The following is a 21,098-nucleotide window of genomic DNA, read 5'->3' as shown; positions in this document are numbered from 1 at the left end:
TTTGATACAGAGAATGGTTTGACTTTATTTATTGAGGATGAATTAAGCCGAGATTAACCGTCAACTATTCCGGAAGGGTTGTCAATGTCTCTAGTTGGCGCAATCAAACACTTTGGGGTGACAATTCATGAAGGGTAATGCAGATCTAATCGTCAGCGAAACAATCGCAAACAACAAAACCATTAACATACCGGTTTACCAACGGCGCTACAGTTGGCGGCGGGAACAGCTTGAGCGGCTTATTAGTGACTTGAAAACCGCTTATTCAAATGGGCAACAAAGATATTTTCTGGGTAGCTTGATATTAGATGCAACGAGTGGCATTAGCACCGTGGCGGTCATTGACGGACAACAGCGACTGACGACGATTTCTTTGTTTTTAATTGCTGTGCGAGATTTTCTGGGTAATGACGATCCTAACTATGAACGAATTAACGAAGAATTTCTGATTAACAAGTATGACTATGATTCAGTTGCCAAAAATCGGCTTCATCCGGTGCCAGGAGACGAGGAGCAATATGTTGACGTTTTGCAGAACGGAATGAATGCTGCCGACACGATTTTTAAAACGACCTATGCCTACTTTTGGAATGTTTTGCAGCAAGCTGATTTAAGCGCACATGAATGGCTTGATTTGCTTGAGCGGCGACTTCAAGTGATGGACATTGTTGTCGATCAGGATGATGATGCTCAGCTGATATTTGAAAGCCTAAATTCTACGGGTATGAATTTGACGGAATCCGATAAAATCCGAAATTTTTTATTGATGGGGTTAAAAGGTGATCAGCAAGCTGCGGCCTTTCAGATTTGGCAACAAAATGAACATTTGGTAGGTAGTGATGGGCTGTCTAAATTTTACCGGCACTATTTAACTTCTTTAGCGCGTAGTTCCAAACCGGTTAAAGAAGACGAAATCTATAGTGACTACCGCCGTTATGTTGGTTTGACGCAGGGCTTTGATCGGATTGCGCAGTTGAAACAGGAGCGTGCTGCTGCTCGACTCTTTGCCGAGATTACATCGCCAGAAACAGCGGAGATAGCTGATGCTCGGGTAAGAGGGTTTCTGATTCGTTTGGGACATTTGAATAATGACATTTTGGCGCCGTATTTGTTGCAAGTTTTTGCTAAAGCGCGCGATGGGGAATTGTCTACAGATGATTTAGTTGCGGTGTTAAAGGTGTTGTTGGCTTATTTGGCGCGGCGGCTTTTCATCGGGATCCCGACAACGGGGTTGAATCAACTTTTTGCAGCTTTAAATCGGCAGGTTGAACATATGATGGCCAAATCACAAATAGGCTATGTCGATGCATTGAAGGTGATGCTGACACAAGGGGTTAAAGATAATAAGCGTTTCCCAACTGATCAGGCATTGAGAGAAGCATTGGCGGAAAAGGATTATTACCACATGAGTTCGGCGTCACTTTGGTTCATTTTGGACGAATTGAACAATGCTGACGGTGAAAAGCAGCATCTGTTTGAGGCTGCGGCAGATGGCCAATATTCGATCGAGCACATCATGCCACAGGTGCTGAATACCAGTTGGCATAATGCTTTGGGACCGGATTGGCGACTGACGCACAATATCTGGCTAAATCGGTTGGCAAATCTTACGCTGACGGGATTCAATGGGCAAATGAGCAACAGGACATTTATCGATAAACGCGATATGGCTGACGGCTACCGCAAGTCTGGGATTAAGCTTAATCAGTGGGTCGCACAGTTTGATCATTGGGATGAAGCAACGTTACAAAAGCGCCAGGCGGACTTGCTGGCGCGGGCGCTTAAGGTTTGGCCGCGGCCGGAAGTTGATGTGGAAGTGACGAGCGATGATCCGAGTACGTGGGATTCGTTGGATGCGATCTTTGCAGCCAATCCCACCGGAACAAAGCCGGTCGCCTTTAGCTTTGGTGATTATCAAGTTGTGGCAGTCAAAAGTTGGACGGATCTTTACAATCAATTAATTGATCTCTTGTGGGACGCGGACCCATCGAACTTTTTTGTCTTGGCGAATAGTGATGATAGCTTAGTTAAGCATATGAATGAAGTGGAGGCTGACCAGAAGTATCGGCAGTTGGGAGACGCTGATGTGGCCGTTTATGCAGGCGGGGATAGTGCCTGGAGTCGGGTTCAGCACATTAAACGGATTTTGGTAGGCAATCATTACGATTTATCTGATGTTAATGTGAAAATTAGAACTGTTAATCATGACTAAAATAAAGATGTTTGCCTAACCCAATTTCAGGTAAAATTGAAGCACCTTAAAATGCAACGCTACGCCAATAACCTGAAAGGAGCTTTCAATGTCCGCAATCGACACCATCAATCGCGTGATCAACATGGTTTCGCTTGTCATCCTGCTTATCTACATTGTCAAAGTCTATCGCCAAGTCCGTTCATTAGACTTTCTGGACTATTTTGTCATGTATCTGAAGCATCGGCAGACAATTTATGCCGAAATGCAGCGGAATCCCCAACTGCGGCAGAAACAGTTGTTATCATTGTTTGTCAGCTTGATGATTCTTACTTTTTGGGTGATTGGCAGTTTTGAGAAGTTGTTGACGGCTTGGAATCTTGGCAATTTTATTAATGCGTTGATGACGCTGTGGTTGTTTGCCTTTTTCATTTACCAGACGTGGCAGACAAAATATCTGAACGAACAGAATCGTTATTTAAGCCTTGGCAATCGGTATCAGCGTAAGCATTTTGACGATGTGATGGCGATTTTTCGCCGGAAACTGGTGGCGTGGGTGCCGGTGAATGATGAGGATGAGCGGGAATTGGCGCGGTTTCGACGGTTGTACGCGTGGGTCAAGGAGCAGGCGCGGCGGGATCGGAAGGCGGCGATGTTGAGCGATGACATGTACGCGTTGTTTGACGATCAGTTGTTGCTTCGTGATGATGGTGAGCCGCTGACTAATCGTGAGAAGCGGCTGTTGAGTTATTATGTGGGTTATTGGGATGCCGGGCCTTACAATGACTATAGTTTGAGCATGATTGAGGATATGGATGAGCGCGAGCGGCGTATAACGTCTAAGGTGCTTAATGTTGTCATGACCGTCACGGCGGCGGGGTTGGTGCTTTTGGCGATTCGGCAAATAGTGGGGTGAGACCTCAGATGTGTGCAGTCATTTGCATGGGTAAAATAGTTTAGTTGTCTGGGTTCAGAGACTGGACCGTTCAAAGTTTTGAAATTAGCGAATAATTGTTGTAGTTGGGGTAGAACTGTCTGCTGGTGCAAGTGTGCCGAGTGGATGGTTCTTTTTTGATGGAGCCATATAAAATCTGAAACTTTTTGGGACGAGTTAATAGCGATTTGGCGAGCATAAGCCGAAAACACGAGACTTAATAGTAGCGTTGCCAGTTAACTACTTGTCATAAATGATGCGCGAATATTCCCAAACTGGAATTTCATAAAAATTAAATGAAACTGTTGACTTTCAATCTCATAATTTTATAATCAAACCATTACATTCCGGTCGAGTTAGATCCTTAACCATCGAATTCGGCCAAAATGACTGCAATTATTAAAAAAATATGTGAGGTGCCCAGTATGGAAGAAAACAAACGCGATCAAACATGGTTCGGCTTAGCAATGATTTTATGTGGTGCCTTGGTGTCTATTCCTAGCTTGATTTTAGGCGGGAGTTTGGTTTCCGGGATGTCGCTTCCAGTTGCAATTTTGACGGGATTGGCGGGATACGGCTTTATTGTCTTGATGATGATTTCTCAAGGGATGCAGAGTGTGGATCAAGGAAAGCCAGCGGTGGTGGTTGCCCAGCAGGTATTTGGTAAGGTTGGGTCATCGAAGGTGATTTCGATTATCATCGCGATTGCGGCGTTGGGCTGGTTTGGGATTCAGGCGAACGTTGGCGGTTTGGCCGTGGCGAATTTGCTGAAGTATGTGGGATTGCCGATTCCGGCGTGGTTGGCTTCATTGCTGACGGGGTTGCTGATGGTGGTGACTGCGATGTATGGCGTGAAGTTGATTCGGCTATTGGCGTATGTTGCTGTTCCGTATCTGGTGATTGTCATTTTATATGGTTTGTGGTTCGCATTTGCCAAGCAGGACGCGGCGGCAACGATTGCGGCTTATCATCCCAGTGGCAGCTTGTCGTTTGTGAATGGCTTTTCTTCTACAGTCGGGTCGTTTGCGATGGCCGGCGTCATTGTCGGTGATTATGCGCAGTTTTCCAAAAAGCGCGATGATGTGGTTAAAGCTGCTATTTTTGGCGTTATTCCTGCTGGTGTCCTGATGATTGCGATTGGCGCGATTTTGACGATTGCGTTTAAGTCGACGGATATTAGTAGTTTGTTTATGAAAATCGGTTCGCCGGTTATCGGTGGTCTGGCGCTTATTCTCGGCACGTGGAAAGTGAACGTTGTGAATGCCTATTCTGGCGGGATTGCAGTGGCAAACATTTTCAACATCCCGGAGAAATATCGCAAGTTGACGCTGTTCTTGGTGGGCGTCGGCGGCACGATTTTGTCGATTCTGGGGATTTTAAATTATTTTGAGCCGGTCATGACGATCTTTTCAGCGATGATTCCACCGGTTGCCGGAGCGATGGCTGCGTCTTATTGGGTGATTCATCGTGGTGAGATGCATAGCTGGCAGCCGGTCGCCGGAGTGAACTGGCTTGGCTTGACCGCGTGGGCGCTGGGTGCGGTGATCGGCGTGCTGCCCGTGCTGTGGCCGGCGATCCCAAACATTCCGGTGCTCGGGATTATTCTTGCGTTTGTCCTGTATTATGCAGGCGCAAAGATTCATCCAGAATGGGACAAAGCATCAGAGTTGAACTAGCAGGCAAACATTGACCAAGGTGATCCCAAAAGAATCCACTTTCGGTTGTTTAGCCCAGTGTTGGTGCGCGACTCGTATGACTTAGCGGACTGAAGATAAGTTTAAAAGGAGAACAATATGCGACTTTTAGATCAGGAATCCATTGAAAATATAGCGACCGGCGCGGCTTTTTTCGGTGCTGGCGGTGGCGGTAATCCGTTCTTGGGTAAATTGATGGCCCTTGATGCGATTAAAAAGCACGGACCGGTGAAGTTGCTTGATGTTTCAGAAATTAACGATGATGATTATTTTTGCCCAGCAGCGATTATGGGTGCGCCCGCGGTCATGATGGAGAAGATTCCTAAGGGTGATGAGTTTGAACGGGTTTTTAAAATGTTAAGCCAGTATACCGGTCATGAGTTTGTAGGAACTTTTCCCATGGAGGCCGGCGGGGTGAATTCGATGGTGCCGATTGCGCTGGCCGCATCGCTAGGAATTCCACTAGTGGATTGCGATGGGATGGGCCGCGCGTTTCCGGAGTTGCAGATGGTGACGTTTTACTTAGGCGGCGTGGCAGCAACGCCGATGGTCATTACGGATGAAAAAGGTAATGCCGGCGTGATTAAAACGATCAGTGCCAAGTGGGCTGAGCGATTGGCCCGTGTACAAACTGTGGAAATGGGTGGTAGCGCAACAGTAGCGTTGTATCCTTCGAACGGCAAGCAGATTAAGCAAAATGGTATTCGCGGCATTGTCACCTTGTGCGAACAAGTAGGCTTGCGAATTCGCGATGCCCACCTGAATCCTGCGAAGGCCTTGGCGGAAATTCTTGAAGTGACGAGTGGTCATTTGATTTTTGAAGGTAAGGTCATTGATGTGGTTCGCCGGACTGAGCGCGGCTTTAACGTTGGTGATATTAAGATTGATGGCTTCAATGACTTTCAGGATCAACATCTCAGCGTTTTAATTCAAAATGAAAACCTGCTGGCGTTGCGTAATGATCAGCCGATTGTGATGACACCGGATCTGATTGAAATTGTGGATGCCGATACGCTTTTGCCGGTGACGACTGAAGTGATTAAGTATGGCAAGCGGGTCAAAGTCCTAGCTACCCCTGCCGATGCGCGTTGGCGGACCAAAGCCGGTATTCAAACAGCAGGGCCGCGGTATTTTGGCTTTGATTATGACTATCAGCCAGTAGAAGACTTGGTGGCAAAGGCGGACTGAGGTTTTGATGAGCGGCGGATAAGTACCTTCTTCCGCACTGACTTGAACACTCACAAATAGGGGGATTTCCATGTATCGATTAGGAATTGACGTTGGCGGCACCAATACCGATGCCATCATTTTGGATGATCAGCAACATGTCATCAATTCAGTTAAACGGCACACAACTAGGGATATTCAAACCGGCATTACGAACGCGATCCAAGCGGTTTTGGCGGATCAGCAGCTAGACTTGGATCAAATTAATAAAGCCATGTTGGGGACGACTCAAATCACCAACGCCATCGTGGAACGCAAGCACATTGCGCGCGTTGGAGTGTTGCGGTTGGCGTATCCCGCAACGGAAGCTATTCCACCGTACACTGCATGGCCGGAAGACTTGGTTGCCAAGTTGTCCGGAAAATATGCCATTGTCAAAGGTGGCTATGAATATGATGGGCAGGTCTTAAACGCACTTGACCCTGATGAAATCAATGCTGTATTGGCAAAATGGCGCGGTGAGGTTGACGCTATTGCAATTATCGGTGTCTTTGCGGCGTTGCGGGTTGACCAGGAACAACAAGCGGCGGATTTGGTGCATGCGGCTTATGGCGATACTTTTCCGGTTACGATGTCGCATGAGGTCGGCTCCCTCGGTTTAATCGAACGCGAAAATGCCGCAATTTTAAATGCCGGCTTGTTTCGCGTGATTGAAAATACCGTTGATGGCTTCGAGCGGGCGCTGGCTGAATCCGGCATTAAACATGCATCACTGTACTTAACCCAAAATGACGGGACCTTGATGACAGCAAGCTATGCGCGGCATTTTCCAATTCTAACCATTGGCTCGGGTCCAACCAACAGTATTCGCGGTGCTGCCTATCTCTCGCATCTTAAAAACGCGATCGTGGTAGATATCGGCGGAACAACAACGGATCTCGGGGTGTTGCAAGCAGGCTTTCCGCGTGAGTCTTCGATTGCCGTGACCGTGGGTGGTGTGGCGACGAACTTCCGGATGCCTGACATTATGTCGATTGGGCTAGGCGGCGGTTCGATCGTCCGGCAGCAGCGCGATGGCAGTGTCACAGTCGGTCCGGATTCAGTCGGCTATCAGATTACCGAAAAAGCGCTGACTTTCGGCGGTAATATCGTGACCGCGACAGATGTGGCTGTGCGGCTCGGTCTGTCCGATGTCGGCAATCCCGAACTGGTCAAGCAAATTCCGCTAAAATTTGCCCAGGCCGCGATGACCACCATTGGCCAGATGATCACGGTTGCCATTGACAAAATGAAAACCAGCCCTGAGCCAGCGACCGTTGTACTAGTCGGTGGCGGTGCGATCATTGCCCCACATCATTTGGAAGGCGTTGGCAAACTAGTACGTGATCCCCTCGGCGGCGTGGCCAATGCGATCGGTGCCTCCATTAGTCAAGTTTCCGGTGAATATGGCCGCATCTACCCCTACAACCAAATTCCGCGTGATCAGGCAATGGCTGACGCCAAGAAAAAAGCGATTGAAGCGGCGATTGAATCCGGTGCTGATGAAAATACAATTGAAGTTGTCGAAGTTGATGAGGTCCCGTTGGCATATCATCCGGAGAATGCTAATCGAGTGAAGATCAAGGTTGTGGGTAATTTGGCTAAATAAAGATAGCATCAGTAAAAATTCTTCGAGAATCAGGCGGGTATGTTGGCATATGTCCTGTACTTTCAAGACTTTTCTAAATGTTGAAAGGTGAAAAAATGTTTGAAAATATATTAACTTCAATTGTCTCGCTTCTTATTGGGTTTAGTTTAAATCATTTTAGCGGAGATGATCGTTTTTCCGTTTTAAATAAAGGAAAATACCAGTTAGGAAGCACAGGTACAATAATCATTGTTTTTGTAATGATTACGTTTGCATTTTTTTGCGAGTTTATCATTCATCATAGCTATTGTAAATATTGTGACCTCAAACGACTCAAGTGAAGAAATGCACGAGGGAGCTCTGGTAACTTTTCTTGTGGCAATTTTGGGAGTTATTAATGCATATAGAGCAATTAAGGCATATAATCCATACTTTACATTTATCCGCTATGATGGTGCCATTTACAAACTTTTATCGTTGACTGATGCTGGGTATTTGGTGAAGTTCGTTGATATTGATGATAGAAAAGTCATTATCTCTGAAGTTGCGAAGTGTTTGCCTATTGACGCACCCACAGGCAAGTTAAGCAAGATAATCGCTCTTAGGAAAAAAGATTTCGAAAAAATTGATTCTGAAAAGTTTCTTACAAAGTTTGAGTTATAAGAACCTGAGATCAAGGAAGTCATATATTGAGTAATCTTTCGATCAGACGAGAACCATCATCAAACTCTATAATCGTTATCAGACTTGGGTTAGTTCAAAAAGCGGCAAAAAATTTCGGCGGTTGACAAAGCCTGCTGGAATTATTTGTCGCTTTTTCGCTGATATCAGGTCGGCATAGTATGAGTCGCAGCACTTTACACAACCAATACCCAACCTTTTCAAAACCACCACAACCTCTTTACATCCTTTAGGTATAAATAAACTGATATACAACGATAACAATCATATTTTACATGTAGGAGGATGACGGATGGTTAGGAAAAGATGGACGGTGGTTGGCAGCCTGCTGTTGATGGCGGCTTTGATGGGTGGCGAGGTTGCGGCGCCGGTGGTTGCGGTGACGGCGACGGATACGCCGGTGGTTTCGAGCGCTGCTGCGACGGCCTCCCAAAAATCGAGTTCTACCACTGCATCGGCGGCATCGAGTGCGGCGAATTCAACTGATGCCAAAGTGCAAACCAGCACTAGTCAAGAAGCCGCTGACACAGCAAAGAAGGCTAGTAGCGCCACTACTGCCAGCGGGAAGACTTCCGCGATTAACAACACACAGGCTGCTGCAACAAATCCGGTGATCAAGTCGATTATTGGGCAGCAGCAAGCAACTTTAGCGCCTGGGATTACCGAACAAAAGCTTACATATCTGAATCAAAATGGCGTGCAGAATAAGTATTACTCGGTTGCGCTTGATCCCAAGAATCCGAATACAACGTTGCTAGCAGGGATGCCAAACGATGGCACGAAGCCGGGAATGCAGACGGTTCGGAACCAAGCAAATGCGGCTATTAGCCATGGTCAACAGGTTGTGGCAGCGGTGAATGCCGATTATTACAATATGGCAACGGGCGCTCCCTTAGGCAATGTGGTGAAAAATGGGACTGAAATTTACTCGGCACCTGACACGAATGAGGCTTTTTTCGGAATTAAAAAGGATGGCACACCCATGATTGGCACTGCTGCCACTTATCAGCAAAGAAAAGGAGATTTGCAGCAGGCCGTTGGTGGGCCGAGTATCTTTGTTAAAGATGGTAAGGTTAATGCGACCCAAGTGGCAGGAAGTGAAGGCAATGAGCCATGCACGGCGGTGGGTATTAAAGCGGACGGTACCGTTTTCTTTGTCGTTATTGATGGAAGACAGGCACCGCTTTCAACCGGTATTTCTGTCGGTGATTTTGCAAAGTTGATGATAGAACGCGGGGCAGTTAACGCACTTTTTCTTGACGGTGGCGGGTCAGCAACTTTTGTGGCACGGCAACCTGGGGACACGAGCTTGACGGTTCAAAATAGTCCTTCAGATGGCAATGAACGTCTAGTGGCGAATTCATGGTTGATTGTGTCTAAGGCAACTGCTGATCATAAATTAGCTAGTGCAACGGTGGCACCGGATGATCAGGTGTATACGCCAAAGAGTAGCGTCAAATTCTCAGCTAAAGGTGTTGATGCATCTGGCAATGCAGCACCTCTGCCAAGTAGCGGACCAATCTGGCAGCTTAAGGATCCAAGTATGGGCACTATTGATTCAGCAACTGGTGTTTTCCAGTCGAATGGCAAATTAGGTGACGTGACTGCTCAGCTATCTCTCGATGGCAAAGTATTAGGTGCTGCAACCGTTACCATTTTCCAACCTGATAAACTGGCTTTTTCGCAAAATGAGTTGAGCCTCAGACTAGGGGCAAAGCAAGACTTAGGACTGACGGCGACCTATCAGGGACGACCTGTTAATTTGAAATCCGGTGATATTCAATGGTCAGTACCGAGTCAACTCGGCACTATGACGGCGGATAATCAATTGCAGACAAGCAAAACCATGGCCAGCGGAACTGTAAAAGCCACTGTAACAGGTACCAATATCAATGCCCAGATGACAGTTCAGGTTGGCCAATTGCCGAAAGTTCTCTACGATTTCGAATCCGGCTTAGGCGACTGGGCGCCATCAACTGCCGGACGTGGCGAGGTCTCCAACATTGGCTTGAGTTCAGCCACGGATGGTGAGGTTCGCTTTGGGCAGCACGCGCTAAAACTGGATTACGATTTCACAAATGGGACCAAGAGTGCGACCCTTGGCGTTTATGCCGGCCCAGCGACAAGTAAACCGATTCCGGGGATGCCCACAGGAATTGGGATGTGGATTTATGCGACACCGGAAGCAAAAGGATACTGGTTGCGGATGTTTGTGACGGATGCCACCGGGACGGCCAAGCCGATTGATTTAACCCCACAGGATACGGGGATTGATTGGACCGGCTGGAAGTATGTCGAAGCGCCGATTCCTGCCGGTTATCAAGGGCCGTTCACGACTTTTCCAAAACAAATGATTCGGATGATGTCGCTGAAGTCCGGTCAGACAGATGGCGGGCCGATGACTAAAGGCAGCTTATATATTGATAATGTCCGGGCGGTATATGGCACGAATATAGACGATTTGAAGGCGCCGATTATCAGCAGCATCAACGTTGCCAACCAGACTTATAAAAATGCGCAAGTCAGCATTACCACCGCGGTGCATGATGATACCAGCGATCCGCATGCTACCGGAGTTGATTGGACCAAAGCCCGTATTTGGGTGGATGGCACCGAGTACACGAACGCTGAAGGCCACTACTCGATCGACAAAGACGGAACGTTCACGCTGGCTGGTTACAAGTGGCGCGATGGCACGCATCACGTCAAAGTCAGTGTGCAAGACAAGTTCGGGAATGAAACCGATCGTGAAACGGACTTCAAGGTAGCAACCGGTACTCAGAATGGCTTTTCGTTGACCGGTTTGACGAAAACGGCGAAATTAGGCGGGACGTATCAGTTGGTGTTTAAAGCGGATAAGTCAACGCAGGCACAGTCATTGACAAGCCCCATTGCTCTGCCAACCGGTTTTCCCGTGAAGACAGTTGATTTTGGTGAGAACACAGGGAGCTACCAGTACGACGCAAACACTGGCATGTTGACGTTGAAACTGACCAACATCGAGCAAAACGATCTAGCGCGGATTACGGTGACGGTTCCAGCCAGTACTACCGCGGACAAAGCCTTGACCTATGCGCTAACGCAAGGAGAAGTGACGTCTCGATCTGCCAGTGACGTCACTGGTACCTTCAGTACGCCGCAAGCTAAAGTTGGCGTTACCGCAGCCTATCAACTCACGGCACCAAATTTGATTATCGGCCAACCCGCCACACTTAAAGTTACGGATGCTCAGCATAAAGCCATTTCCTCAGCCACGATTACGGTTACGAACGCGGATGGCAAAACAACTGAGCTTGGGACCACCGATCATGCGGGGCAGCTGACGACCCAAGCGCTGACGCAACAGGTTGGCAAGTTTGCCTTGCAAGCGGAAAAGGACGGTTACAGCTTTCCAGTCGCTACGCAGAATTACACTGCCCAGAAAACTGCCGTGCCGACGAATCTTTTAGCTGGTGCCACCCAGGATCCGGAACATGCCAAGACGATCACTTGGATGAGCAGTCCGGTGGCAGGAACGGGCAAGGCATTGTTGCAAGTCGCAACGCAATCCGCGTACAAAGACCAAGGAGCTGCAGCGTTTAAAATGGCAACAGGGCGCGCTAATGTTGCCACTTATTCTGCCGATAGCAGCGCGGTCCGCCTCAGTACGGCCACCGCGACAGGGCTTCAGCCGGCCACGACTTACGTTTATCGAGTCGGAGATGGCACCAATTGGTCAGCGCCGCGCACGTTCACCACACTTCACGGCGGCAGTGATTACACATTCAATGTTTTCGGCGATACTCAAGTTTCCGATGATACTGGCTTAGACGATTTCAGTACGGTGTTGAGCAGTATTGAAAAGGCCAAGCCAACCAGCAACTTTGCGATTCATGTCGGTGATTTTAACGATGACCAGAGTGTCTTTTCCGAAGCTGATAAGACTGCGGAAATGTTTAATCAGCATCCCGCGTTTGATTCGCTGGACATGATTCATGTGCTTGGTAACCACGAGTACATGGGTGATGATGGTTCCAAGTCAGCGGAGATGCTTGGCGTGCCAAATACCAATGGCCCGGCTGCTAACAAGTTAGGGACGTATTCGGTGGATTATGGCAATATGCATATCGCAGTGATTGGCTGGACAGATAACGAGCAGACAATGAAAGCCGAAATGACCTGGCTGAAACAAGACATGCAGGCGACCGAGAAGACGTGGAAAATCGTGCTCACCCATCAGCCGGTCTACAACAAGAACCCAGCCGATGCTCAATCATTGATGTTCCATGATATGCTGGCACCAGTTTGTGACGAACTCGGAATTGATCTCGTCTTAAACGGCCACGATCACTCATACGGCCGCACCTATCCGCTGATTAATCACAAGCAAGCCAAAAACGGCACGGTCTACATCGCCACCGGCCACACCGGCGATAAGACTTATGAGATTCAACCAACCCAGCCCGCTGTGTGGCAAGTCGTTCAAAAAGACAAGGATGAAAAAGTTTACCTGACACTGCATGTGACCGGCGATAAGATGTCTTTGTTAGTGCGGCACCCGGATGGCAGTGTGGTTGATCAAGCTACTTTTACTGCGCACAAGCATAAAACCACTTCAGGCGGCTCGGAAAGTGGCAGTCAACCATCTGCTGGCAGCTCAAGCAGTGCCACGAGCAGCAGCCACGCCACCACTAGCAGCACAAGCACGAGCAGCCACATTTCAAGCAGCAGTACCGCCAGCAGCCAGCCTTCCAGTAAAGTTATTGAGCCAAGTCAATCTTCAGTCGCCTCAAGCTCTAGCGTCTCAGTTGACAGCAATAATCAATCAGCTGCAGATGCCACAACCAGCAGTCGTACTTCGGCATCCGAAAGTAAGAAGAAGGCGCAACAACTCCCTGCAACCGGTGAAAATAACTGGGCAACTGGCATCTTAGGACTACTCCTAGTTGTCGCCAGCGCCGCCACCTATCTTTTGAGTGGTTACCGGCGGACACGGTAAAGGATGCTAGTTAAAGCCTAGACAAATCGTGATCGTTGCAAGTTAAAAAGGAACGGTATTTCCAAGCAAACGAAGGGATATCGTTCCTTTTTTATACAAGTCTGTCATGATGCGGGCGAGACTTGGGACGGACAGCGTACCAGGTTCTCGCTTGCACACCTGTGGTAAACTTGAATTGGTGATTGTAGTCTGTTTGGTTACCACTAACACCTTGGCGAAGCTTCATGATGGAAAGAAGGAACGGCACTTGAAAATCATCGCGATCGGAGACAATGTTGTTGACCTTTATCCGGCTGACAAGAAAATGTTTCTTGGCGGCCATGCTGCGAATACCGCGGCTTTTGCGACCATGATGGGCTTGGATTCAGCTTATCTTGGGACGTTTGGCAATGACGCGCGCGGTGATTTTGCGCGGCGGACATTGATTGAGCTTGGCGTTGACCTTAGCCATTCGTTACAGTATGACGGTCCCAACGCTTTTACCACGATGAAGATCACCACAGGCAAGCGGCATCAAATCGTTGGCGAGCCGGTTCAGGAACTTCAACTGAGTCGCGACGATATTGCTTACATTAATACGTTTGATCTCGTTTACCTTAATAATGAAAGTGGCGCGGATGCCTTTTTATCTGCAATCACGGCACCGACGATTTACGATTTTTCAACGATTGACGATGATCGTATTTTCAAAAAGATTGCCCCACAGATTGATTTGGCGTATTTGTCGGGGAAGGCCAAGTCGGATGATGATGTGGAGGCGTTGTGTCGGCGTTTGGCCGCGGCTGGTTGTCAGCGGGTCGTTTGCTCGCGCGGGCTTCGCGGGTCGGCAGCGTTGGTGGCGGACATGATGTCTTGGCAGCAGGCGCTAGGCGTTAAGGCAGTGGATGCTTTGGGCGCAGGGGATGCGTATATCACGTGCTTTGCTGCCACACTTTATTCGTCGCAAAAGCCAACGCTAGACGCGAAAGTTTCCGAGTCGTTAAGCCACGCCGCCAAATTTGCCTCGGCACAAGTTCAACTGCCGGGGTCGTTTGGCCATGGTGCAGCGTTAATTGCGTGAGCGTCAAAAAGGTTAGAAAAAAACCGCCGACTTGTTATCGGCGGTTTCTTTGATACTTGACGCGACTAGCCTATGATCGTTTCCGATTTGATCGTTAATCGACTATGTGCGTCTCAGGCGTGCGCAAACCAAGCTCTGTTGACGACAGTACGATCAGACATGTCGCAACTTGGCTGTCACGGATGATGGCGATAGGTCGCCTTTAAGCTACATCATTAACTTTATTCTTAGCCAACATGCAGCTCCCCAAAGCTGATATGGTTGACTAGGAACGTGGTGGAAATTTACCCGATACTTGTACTATCAGATCGGCTGGTTTTGGTCTTGCAAGCAGCTGGTCGGATGTGATCAGAATCCGCCAACGCTTGAGACAGTTTGTTGTGTTCACTGCGATTGCCGGCGATCACCTCCTTTCTGTCCCGGTTTGATCATCGGGGGTGATGTGGTGTCGCAATCTAAGGTTAATTATTTCCCGTGCTAAGACGGATTTGGGTTGGCGGTCGCAGCTTGAGCCGGCTGACCCGGTGTGAGCGTGAAGGTAATGACGCCGCTGTAACTTCCGGCTTTAACGGTATTATCTTGCGGTACCGCTAATGTGGTCTTGTTGAGATCATAGCTGCTAATACCAGCGCCATCCAAAGTGGTTGTAGTTGCAAAGAGTTGTTGGTCGGTGGTGGTCAATGCGACTGGTTTCGTCCACTCCGGTGACACGCTATTCGTGGTGGTTGTTGCGTCAGGGACGAGTTTGATGACTGCACCCTTCAACTCCGCACCACTACTGGTCGCAATCGGTGAAGCCTTGGCAGTGACGCTATAACCGCTGCCGGTACCACGAAAATCGCTGACGGTCAAAATGGAACTATCCGAAGTATTGACGTTTTCGTTCAGATCGCCTTTCACAATGGATTCAACACTGAGACTTGGAAACGTCAAACTATTCGGCGCCGAAAGTCCAATGGAACCCGGCGTGACGGTCACAGATGTATTGGTTGACCCACTATCCGCATCAGCTGCCAAAACCAGTGAACCAGCTGAAAAACTCCCAACAAGCAGTCCGGCAAAAGCCACACTGCCGATCCAGTATTTCTTTGACATAAAAAGTCCCCCCAGACTTAAAGTGAGCGTGAGCCAGCCCGATCAGAAGCCGGAGTGTAAGTGGCCTTGGGCGTGATGGCCGGGCTTTGGCCATTGCGACCAAGGTCCTTACACGCAGGTATCTGGGCTGGCGAACGCGTTATGGTGAGCGTGAGCCGGCAAAACTTGCAGTTACAAGCCTTTATGTCGGCAAGCGCTTTATGCCAAGTATGAAACAATTTTGGAACACTTTTAATTGTAGCCGGATATTCCGGGAAACAAAGAAAATTGATTTGGAGAATTCACAAACGAGCAGAAAAGGTTAATTTATGAACCTTTTCGGTAAATTAATCTTTACGAGCAATTTTCCGGCTCCTCCAAAAAGAGCTTTTTGTCTCATTTTTAGGAAAAAAACTGCCAAATTTTGAGACTTTCACTGTTAGACTAGGCAATGACGCGATTATATGAAAATACTAATCAGTTCTGGTTGACATGCTCAAATTTTTAGGCTGCCTGATGATAAGACGAGCGGCTTACCTTTGACGCGTTGTCTCAAGCCCTTGAAAACTGGTATACAGCAGATTTACTGCGATTAATTGGTTTTAGATAGCGATTCAAATTGAAAAGTGACAAATTTTTCACAAACCGTGAGCTGCAACCTTTTTGGCAATAGGCACAACCGTTTTGAGGGCGGTTTGCAGTCACTGCCTGCACCGGGTAAGCTTACGATTAGAAGTGAGGCATATAATGGAAACCAATCATACAAATTCACAGCCGGCTGCTGCTGAGCACCAACCGGAGATTCGTTTACCAAATGGCACTACCACGAAAGGCGTCTTGCTCCACCGCGGCATGGCTAACTTACAGCACGATGCTGACCATGCTGATTTTGAGCCGCAAACGAAGGTCTATTTGGCGTGGATGAATGATTTAAATGGCAACCGGTTCGGCCTTAAGATTACGGATGCAAACGATCAGTTGTTGTTGCGGCAGACCGAGTTTTTGGATGACGCGATCAAGGAACTGGCGTATGCAGATGCCCCGGCAAACGCGGAACTCACGCCTGATGATTACAAACCGGCGCAAAAATTCTATGTACCATCTGCGGGCCTCATCGCGCTGGTGGCGGGTTTGCAATGGACCGCACGTCACAAGCGGGGAGATGTGGTTGTGTACAGTACGCACCGTCGCGACTTGACGTTTTATCAGCCGCGGCATCAGCCAACGTTTATCCAACAATGGGCGCAGCAGCAACTCCAGAGCTTGCCATCGGATTTTCGGTTTCGTATTGCCACCAAGCTTAATCGGGCTGCCACCCATGAGACGACTAAATTACGGATGCAATTGTGACCGATAACGCGAAATATATTAGAGAGGAGGTTGGTGCACGGTGCCACAGACTCAGGTTTATGAAAATGTTGACCTACAGATTATTAAGTTGTTGTTCAACAGTGATAGCAGCGATTATAAAGTTTACGCGGTGCGGATTTTGAACCCGAATCCGGCGCTCAAGATGACGCTCACACAAGAAGCCACAGTGACCGGCGACATGGGTTATTACAATCGGCGCGCCATTATCACTGCTGATTTGGTTTATGATGATGCCGATTCACTGCGCTATCGGAAACCGTCTTATAAAGTGGCGCGGCTGCATTTTGGCTTACCGAAAGAACCCCGCCGTCAGTGGCAGTTGCTTGAAACCTTGCTCGTGCACCAGCCCACGGTTTTACGCCGCTTACATGAAGCGTTTGCCGACGACGAGCCGATTTTGGCGACTTTTTCAAAGACCACGATTAAGGATGCGCGGATTCCGGGGATCGGGCCGGCGACGATCCAAAAAATTGCCACGGCCATTCGCGGTAAACTTGAGGTCGCGGTGCTGGCCAATCACTGGCGTAAAGCGCTTAGTTCGATGACGTATGAGAAAATCTGGCTGGCGTATAAAGATGCTGAGTTGGCCATGCACCATATTGATGCCAATCCGTATTTGCTGATGCAAGTGGCGCAGTTTGATTTCAAGAAGGCGGATGCGTTTGCTAAAAGTCTTGGGGTTGCGGCCAATGATCCGCATCGCCTTGCTGCGGGATTGCAGTATATTTTCCGGACGGCGGTTTTGACGCAAGGGTTGACCTACATTACGATCACGTGGTTTAAGCAACAGGCAGCCACGTTATTAGGGGTGCGCGCCGAAGACCTGACGATGTTTGCCGATCCTAAACAGGCGTTGGCGTATGGCTTTTTGTTAAATGAACAGTATGACTTGGTGACCAGCTGCGATATGTTTGCCACGGAAGGCTCAGTGGCCAAAATAATGACGGTGGCACAGAAAACCGCAGAGCCACTGATTAAGCCGGAAGAACTGGATGACAAACTGGATCAATTTTTGGATCGCCATCAGCTCGTCATCAACGACCAACAGCGCGCTGCTTTTCAGAATGTGAATCAGCATGGGCTAAGTGTGCTGAATGGCAGTGCGGGCACCGGTAAGACTTGGTTGACCAATTTGCTGGTTCACTTTTTCAATGCCCAGGCGAAGGGGAAAAGTGTGTTGCTGGCACCAACCGGGCGGGCCGCGAAGGTGTTGGCGAAGTATACGCACGAACCTGCCGCCACGATTCACGCGTACTTGCACTTGCTGCCAGGCGAGGAGCTTGAGCGGTTCAATGCGGAGTCGGATTGGGAGACATTTGGTGATGCGCGGTTGATCATTGTCGATGAAAGCTCGATGTTAACCACGCCCTTGGCCTATACCGTGTTGAAACACGTGAATTTCAAAAAGGCACACATGTTGTTTGTCGGCGATGTCTTTCAGCTGCCGCCAATTGGTCCGGGTAACTTTTTGAAGGATTGTTTAGCCGATTCGCAGGTGGCGGCCACAACTTTGACGCGGGTTTATCGTCAGGATGCGCAATCAGGGGTGCTGGCGCTGGCCAATCGAATTCGGGATCGGCTGCCATTACCATTCGGACCGGATGATGATCGCTATGTCAGCGGTAATGTGGCGCTTTACAATCAGCGCGATGCCGGCCGCGTTTTCGATGCCGGAATCAAGGCGTATCAAGACGCGCTAGCCAAAAGCGGCCACGAGCTGGACTCGCAACTTTTAATTGTGAATAAAAATGTGGGCGCCACTGGTCGACTGCGATTTAATGCCGAACTGCAGGCCTTGGTCAATCCGACCAGGCCTGGTGAGGAAGAATACGTCAGCAGTTATGTCGATCCGGTGACCAAGCAAAAGCACCATTTGCGAATGCGTGATCGCGTCATGATTTTAAAAAATGACAAGCATGTGGCGCTGGTTGATCCTAAGACTTGGGAGCGGCGTGCAGTTTTAGGCGAAAATGGGTTGCAGCAAACCGACGAATTCGGGACAAAGCGTTGGCGGGAGACGATTATGGCCAACGGTGATACTGGGGTGATTGCCCATATTGATACCAAGCGGCGATTTCTGGTTGTCCAAGTTGGCCAGCAATATTGTTATTACAGCTTTGGCAGCGTGCCGCGGGCGTTGACGTTGGCGTATGCGATCACGGTCCACAAAGCGCAAGGCGGTCAGGCGGATACGGTGATCGCCATTGTTAATGGGGCCGATCATATGTTAAATGCCCAGAGCTTTTATACCGCGTTGACGCGAACGCAAGCACGCTTTATCTTTTTTGGCGACTTTCGGGTGTTGCTGGCGCGGACGCAGATTTATCCCATGGACACCCGCCACGACTTACTCGGCAGCCTGCTATCGGGACAATTGACGGTGGATAACTTCAGCCGCTTCACATTTGAACAGATACTGGCGTGGTTGGATCATCAGCAACGCCAAGGTAACCAACCGCGCGCGGCACTGGAGGCAGAAAAGCCTGATGCCACCAGCCAACCATTTTCGGTGCGTTATGCTGAGCAGCTGGATATTTTGAATCAAGTTGTTGAGACGGTGGCCAAGTTGCCGGTTCGTAAATCGTCTGAGGAACATTGATATATGTAAAAAGTCACGCTCATTGTTGGCGTGACTTTTTTGCATCCGATAATGCCAGTTAAAACTTTCTACGTGCTTAACGTGCCAGTCCGTTAGCGTTTACCCAGTAAGTGCGGCCGTCTGCGGTGCGATCGAGGAAGCCGTATTCGATCAGATTGCGGCGAACGGTGACGTAATCCGATACGTGTCGCTGCAGAATTTCGTTGACCGCGGTTTCGGAATAGTTTTTCTGCGGGTTGAAGTCTTTGAAAATCTCGGACAAAATGATCAGTTTACGTTTTTCCTTGGCGGGCCAATTTGTCACCCGGCCATCAGGAGTGAGGAAGGCTTTTAAGGTCTTTTCCCGTTCTTGTGGGGTAATCGCGTACCGGTCATCAATCATGGTGGCGCCATCATGCGGCATGATCAGGGCATCCGGCAAGGCGAGCAAGGCCATGGCGGCGAGAAAATGCTGTGCCTGCTGCTGTTTTTCCCGAAACTTGAAGCGATAGTTGCGAATGGTGGAAGCCGAGACTTTTAAGCGCTGGGCAATCACCGTGTCGCTTAATCCTTGGGCAAACAGGCGCAGAACCTGTTGCTGACTGGCAGATACACCGAGTTGACTAGCTGGCTGTTGCAGTAAGGCGGCCAATGCACCGTTGTGGACCTGTTGAATGTGGCGTTTGATCATCGCTTCAGCAGTGAAGTAACGGCCGTCTTGTGGGTAAACTTCATCTTCGGCGAAACTAGTGTCGCAATAGTGGCAGTGAAGGTAGCCGGATTCTAGGTAGTAACCCTGCTGCAATTCGGATATTTTATAAACGGAAATGCTATTTGTCATTTTATAAACAAACCTTTCTTTATATTGTTTATATATTAACTCGCAGACAGTCATTTTGTCACTTAAAAAAGTCCTAACAACTAAAAAAGTGACCTACAACCAAGCCCAAAAGTAAAGCTGGACTTGGTTGTAGGCCATTCTCGGAAGTCAACTTGTCCTATTTTGCAATAAAAACAAGCTCATCCGTGGTCGAAAGTGGCGCATCAAACCGATAAGTCGGCGAGTCAAAGTGCGTCAGTTCCTCCACTGTTGTAATGCGATGCGTGGCGGCAAACCGCACCATTTCCCCGCGTGCCATTTTAGCATAAGTCGCACGCGTTTTGAGTTTGCCGTTGATGTCATGGGCAAAGAGGACGTTAATAAACTGATCAGCCGGCTGCAGGTAAGGACGGATAGTTTTGGCATATTCATCAGAGGCGAGGTTGATGATCGGGCCGGGGATGGTCGCCAGTGCCTGATACAGCCGATCGCCCCAAAAATTATATAAGCTATGATTCGGTACCGCAGCCAGACGGGTTTGCATTTCCAACCGATATGGAACAATGCCGTCAAACGGTCGCAAAATACCGTATAGACCAGACAAAATCCGTAAATGTTGCTGAATATAGGCTAAGCCGGCGTCATCCAACAGATCAGGCGCCATGTACTGATACTGAATCCCGACATAGCTGAAAATCGCAGGGGATTGGTGCGCCGTCACGTCACTGGTTTGCAGCTGTGCGTAGGCCGCGTCGGTGAGTTTTTCGCTGGTATGCCACAGTGTTTGGGCTTCTGCGCGGGTGAGCTGCTGCATGTGACGCAACAGCCACGCCGCCTGATCGCGAAACTGCGGCTGACTTTGAACGGGGAAATCGTCCTGAGCGACCACCATTTTCTTAGCCGGTGCGATGATAAACTTCATG

At 48.8% G+C, this 21,098-nt stretch carries 13 protein-coding genes; 10 read left to right on the top strand and 3 right to left on the bottom strand.

Annotated features, from left to right (window positions below; genetic code table 11):
- Positions 1-127 precede the first annotated feature (127 nt).
- The 8 genes from ACWP87_RS08750 (at position 128) to ACWP87_RS08715 (ending at position 14,332) form a co-directional block, all read left to right on the top strand.
- Entirely contained in the window at positions 128-2,212 is a 2,085-nt protein-coding gene (locus tag ACWP87_RS08750; protein WP_014569893.1) for a DUF262 domain-containing protein, read from the top strand.
- Positions 2,213-2,300: 88 nt separating this feature from the next.
- Positions 2,301-3,107 carry a hypothetical protein gene (locus ACWP87_RS08745; protein WP_014569892.1) on the top strand — a complete coding sequence of 269 codons (807 nt, stop codon included), beginning with the start codon at positions 2,301-2,303 and terminating at the stop codon, positions 3,105-3,107.
- A 443-nt stretch (positions 3,108-3,550) separates the two neighbouring features.
- Positions 3,551-4,801, top strand: a complete 1,251-nt coding sequence (locus tag ACWP87_RS08740) for a cytosine permease (RefSeq protein ID WP_014569891.1) — start codon at positions 3,551-3,553, stop codon at positions 4,799-4,801.
- Between the two features lie 117 nt (positions 4,802-4,918).
- On the top strand, positions 4,919-6,007 hold the full coding sequence (locus ACWP87_RS08735) for a DUF917 domain-containing protein (protein WP_005686202.1): 1,089 nt from the start codon (positions 4,919-4,921) through the stop codon (positions 6,005-6,007).
- A 70-nt stretch (positions 6,008-6,077) separates the two neighbouring features.
- Entirely contained in the window at positions 6,078-7,634 is a 1,557-nt protein-coding gene (locus tag ACWP87_RS08730) for a hydantoinase/oxoprolinase family protein (RefSeq protein WP_014569890.1), read from the top strand.
- 354 nt (positions 7,635-7,988) lie between these two features.
- A complete protein-coding gene (locus tag ACWP87_RS08725) occupies positions 7,989-8,276 on the top strand; it encodes a hypothetical protein (protein WP_127817609.1) in 288 nt (95 codons plus the stop codon).
- Between the two features lie 310 nt (positions 8,277-8,586).
- Positions 8,587-13,272 (top strand): phosphodiester glycosidase family protein, encoded by a 4,686-nt coding sequence (locus tag ACWP87_RS08720; RefSeq protein ID WP_014569889.1) that lies wholly within the window; start codon positions 8,587-8,589, stop codon positions 13,270-13,272.
- A 247-nt stretch (positions 13,273-13,519) separates the two neighbouring features.
- Complete coding sequence (locus tag ACWP87_RS08715; protein WP_014569888.1) at positions 13,520-14,332, top strand: PfkB family carbohydrate kinase; 813 nt, start codon at positions 13,520-13,522, stop codon at positions 14,330-14,332.
- A gap of 477 nt (positions 14,333-14,809) precedes the next feature.
- On the opposite strand, the gene ACWP87_RS08710 is transcribed toward ACWP87_RS08715, so the two are convergent.
- Entirely contained in the window at positions 14,810-15,427 is a 618-nt protein-coding gene (locus tag ACWP87_RS08710; protein ID WP_014569887.1) for a WxL domain-containing protein, read from the bottom strand.
- Positions 15,428-16,153: 726 nt separating this feature from the next.
- Here ACWP87_RS08710 and ACWP87_RS08705 point away from each other — a divergent pair.
- Positions 16,154-16,756, top strand: a complete 603-nt coding sequence (locus ACWP87_RS08705) for a hypothetical protein (protein ID WP_014569885.1) — start codon at positions 16,154-16,156, stop codon at positions 16,754-16,756.
- A gap of 40 nt (positions 16,757-16,796) precedes the next feature.
- Positions 16,797-19,376: an ATP-dependent DNA helicase gene (locus ACWP87_RS08700; protein ID WP_014569884.1), complete on the top strand. Its 2,580-nt coding sequence runs from the start codon at positions 16,797-16,799 to the stop codon at positions 19,374-19,376.
- A gap of 76 nt (positions 19,377-19,452) precedes the next feature.
- On the opposite strand, the gene ACWP87_RS08695 is transcribed toward ACWP87_RS08700, so the two are convergent.
- Together ACWP87_RS08695 and yaaA are read right to left on the bottom strand one after the other, a co-directional pair.
- On the bottom strand, positions 19,453-20,196 hold the full coding sequence (locus tag ACWP87_RS08695; protein WP_014569883.1) for a DUF2087 domain-containing protein: 744 nt from the start codon (positions 20,194-20,196) through the stop codon (positions 19,453-19,455).
- A 157-nt stretch (positions 20,197-20,353) separates the two neighbouring features.
- Positions 20,354-21,097: a peroxide stress protein YaaA gene (gene yaaA, locus ACWP87_RS08690; RefSeq protein ID WP_014569882.1), complete on the bottom strand. Its 744-nt coding sequence runs from the start codon at positions 21,095-21,097 to the stop codon at positions 20,354-20,356.
- Position 21,098: the final 1 nt, after the last annotated feature.

It is taken from the genome of Lacticaseibacillus sp. 22, assembly GCF_055413445.1.
The sequence above is the reverse complement of the archived record's forward strand: the minus strand, read 5'-3'. Positions and strand labels throughout refer to the sequence as shown.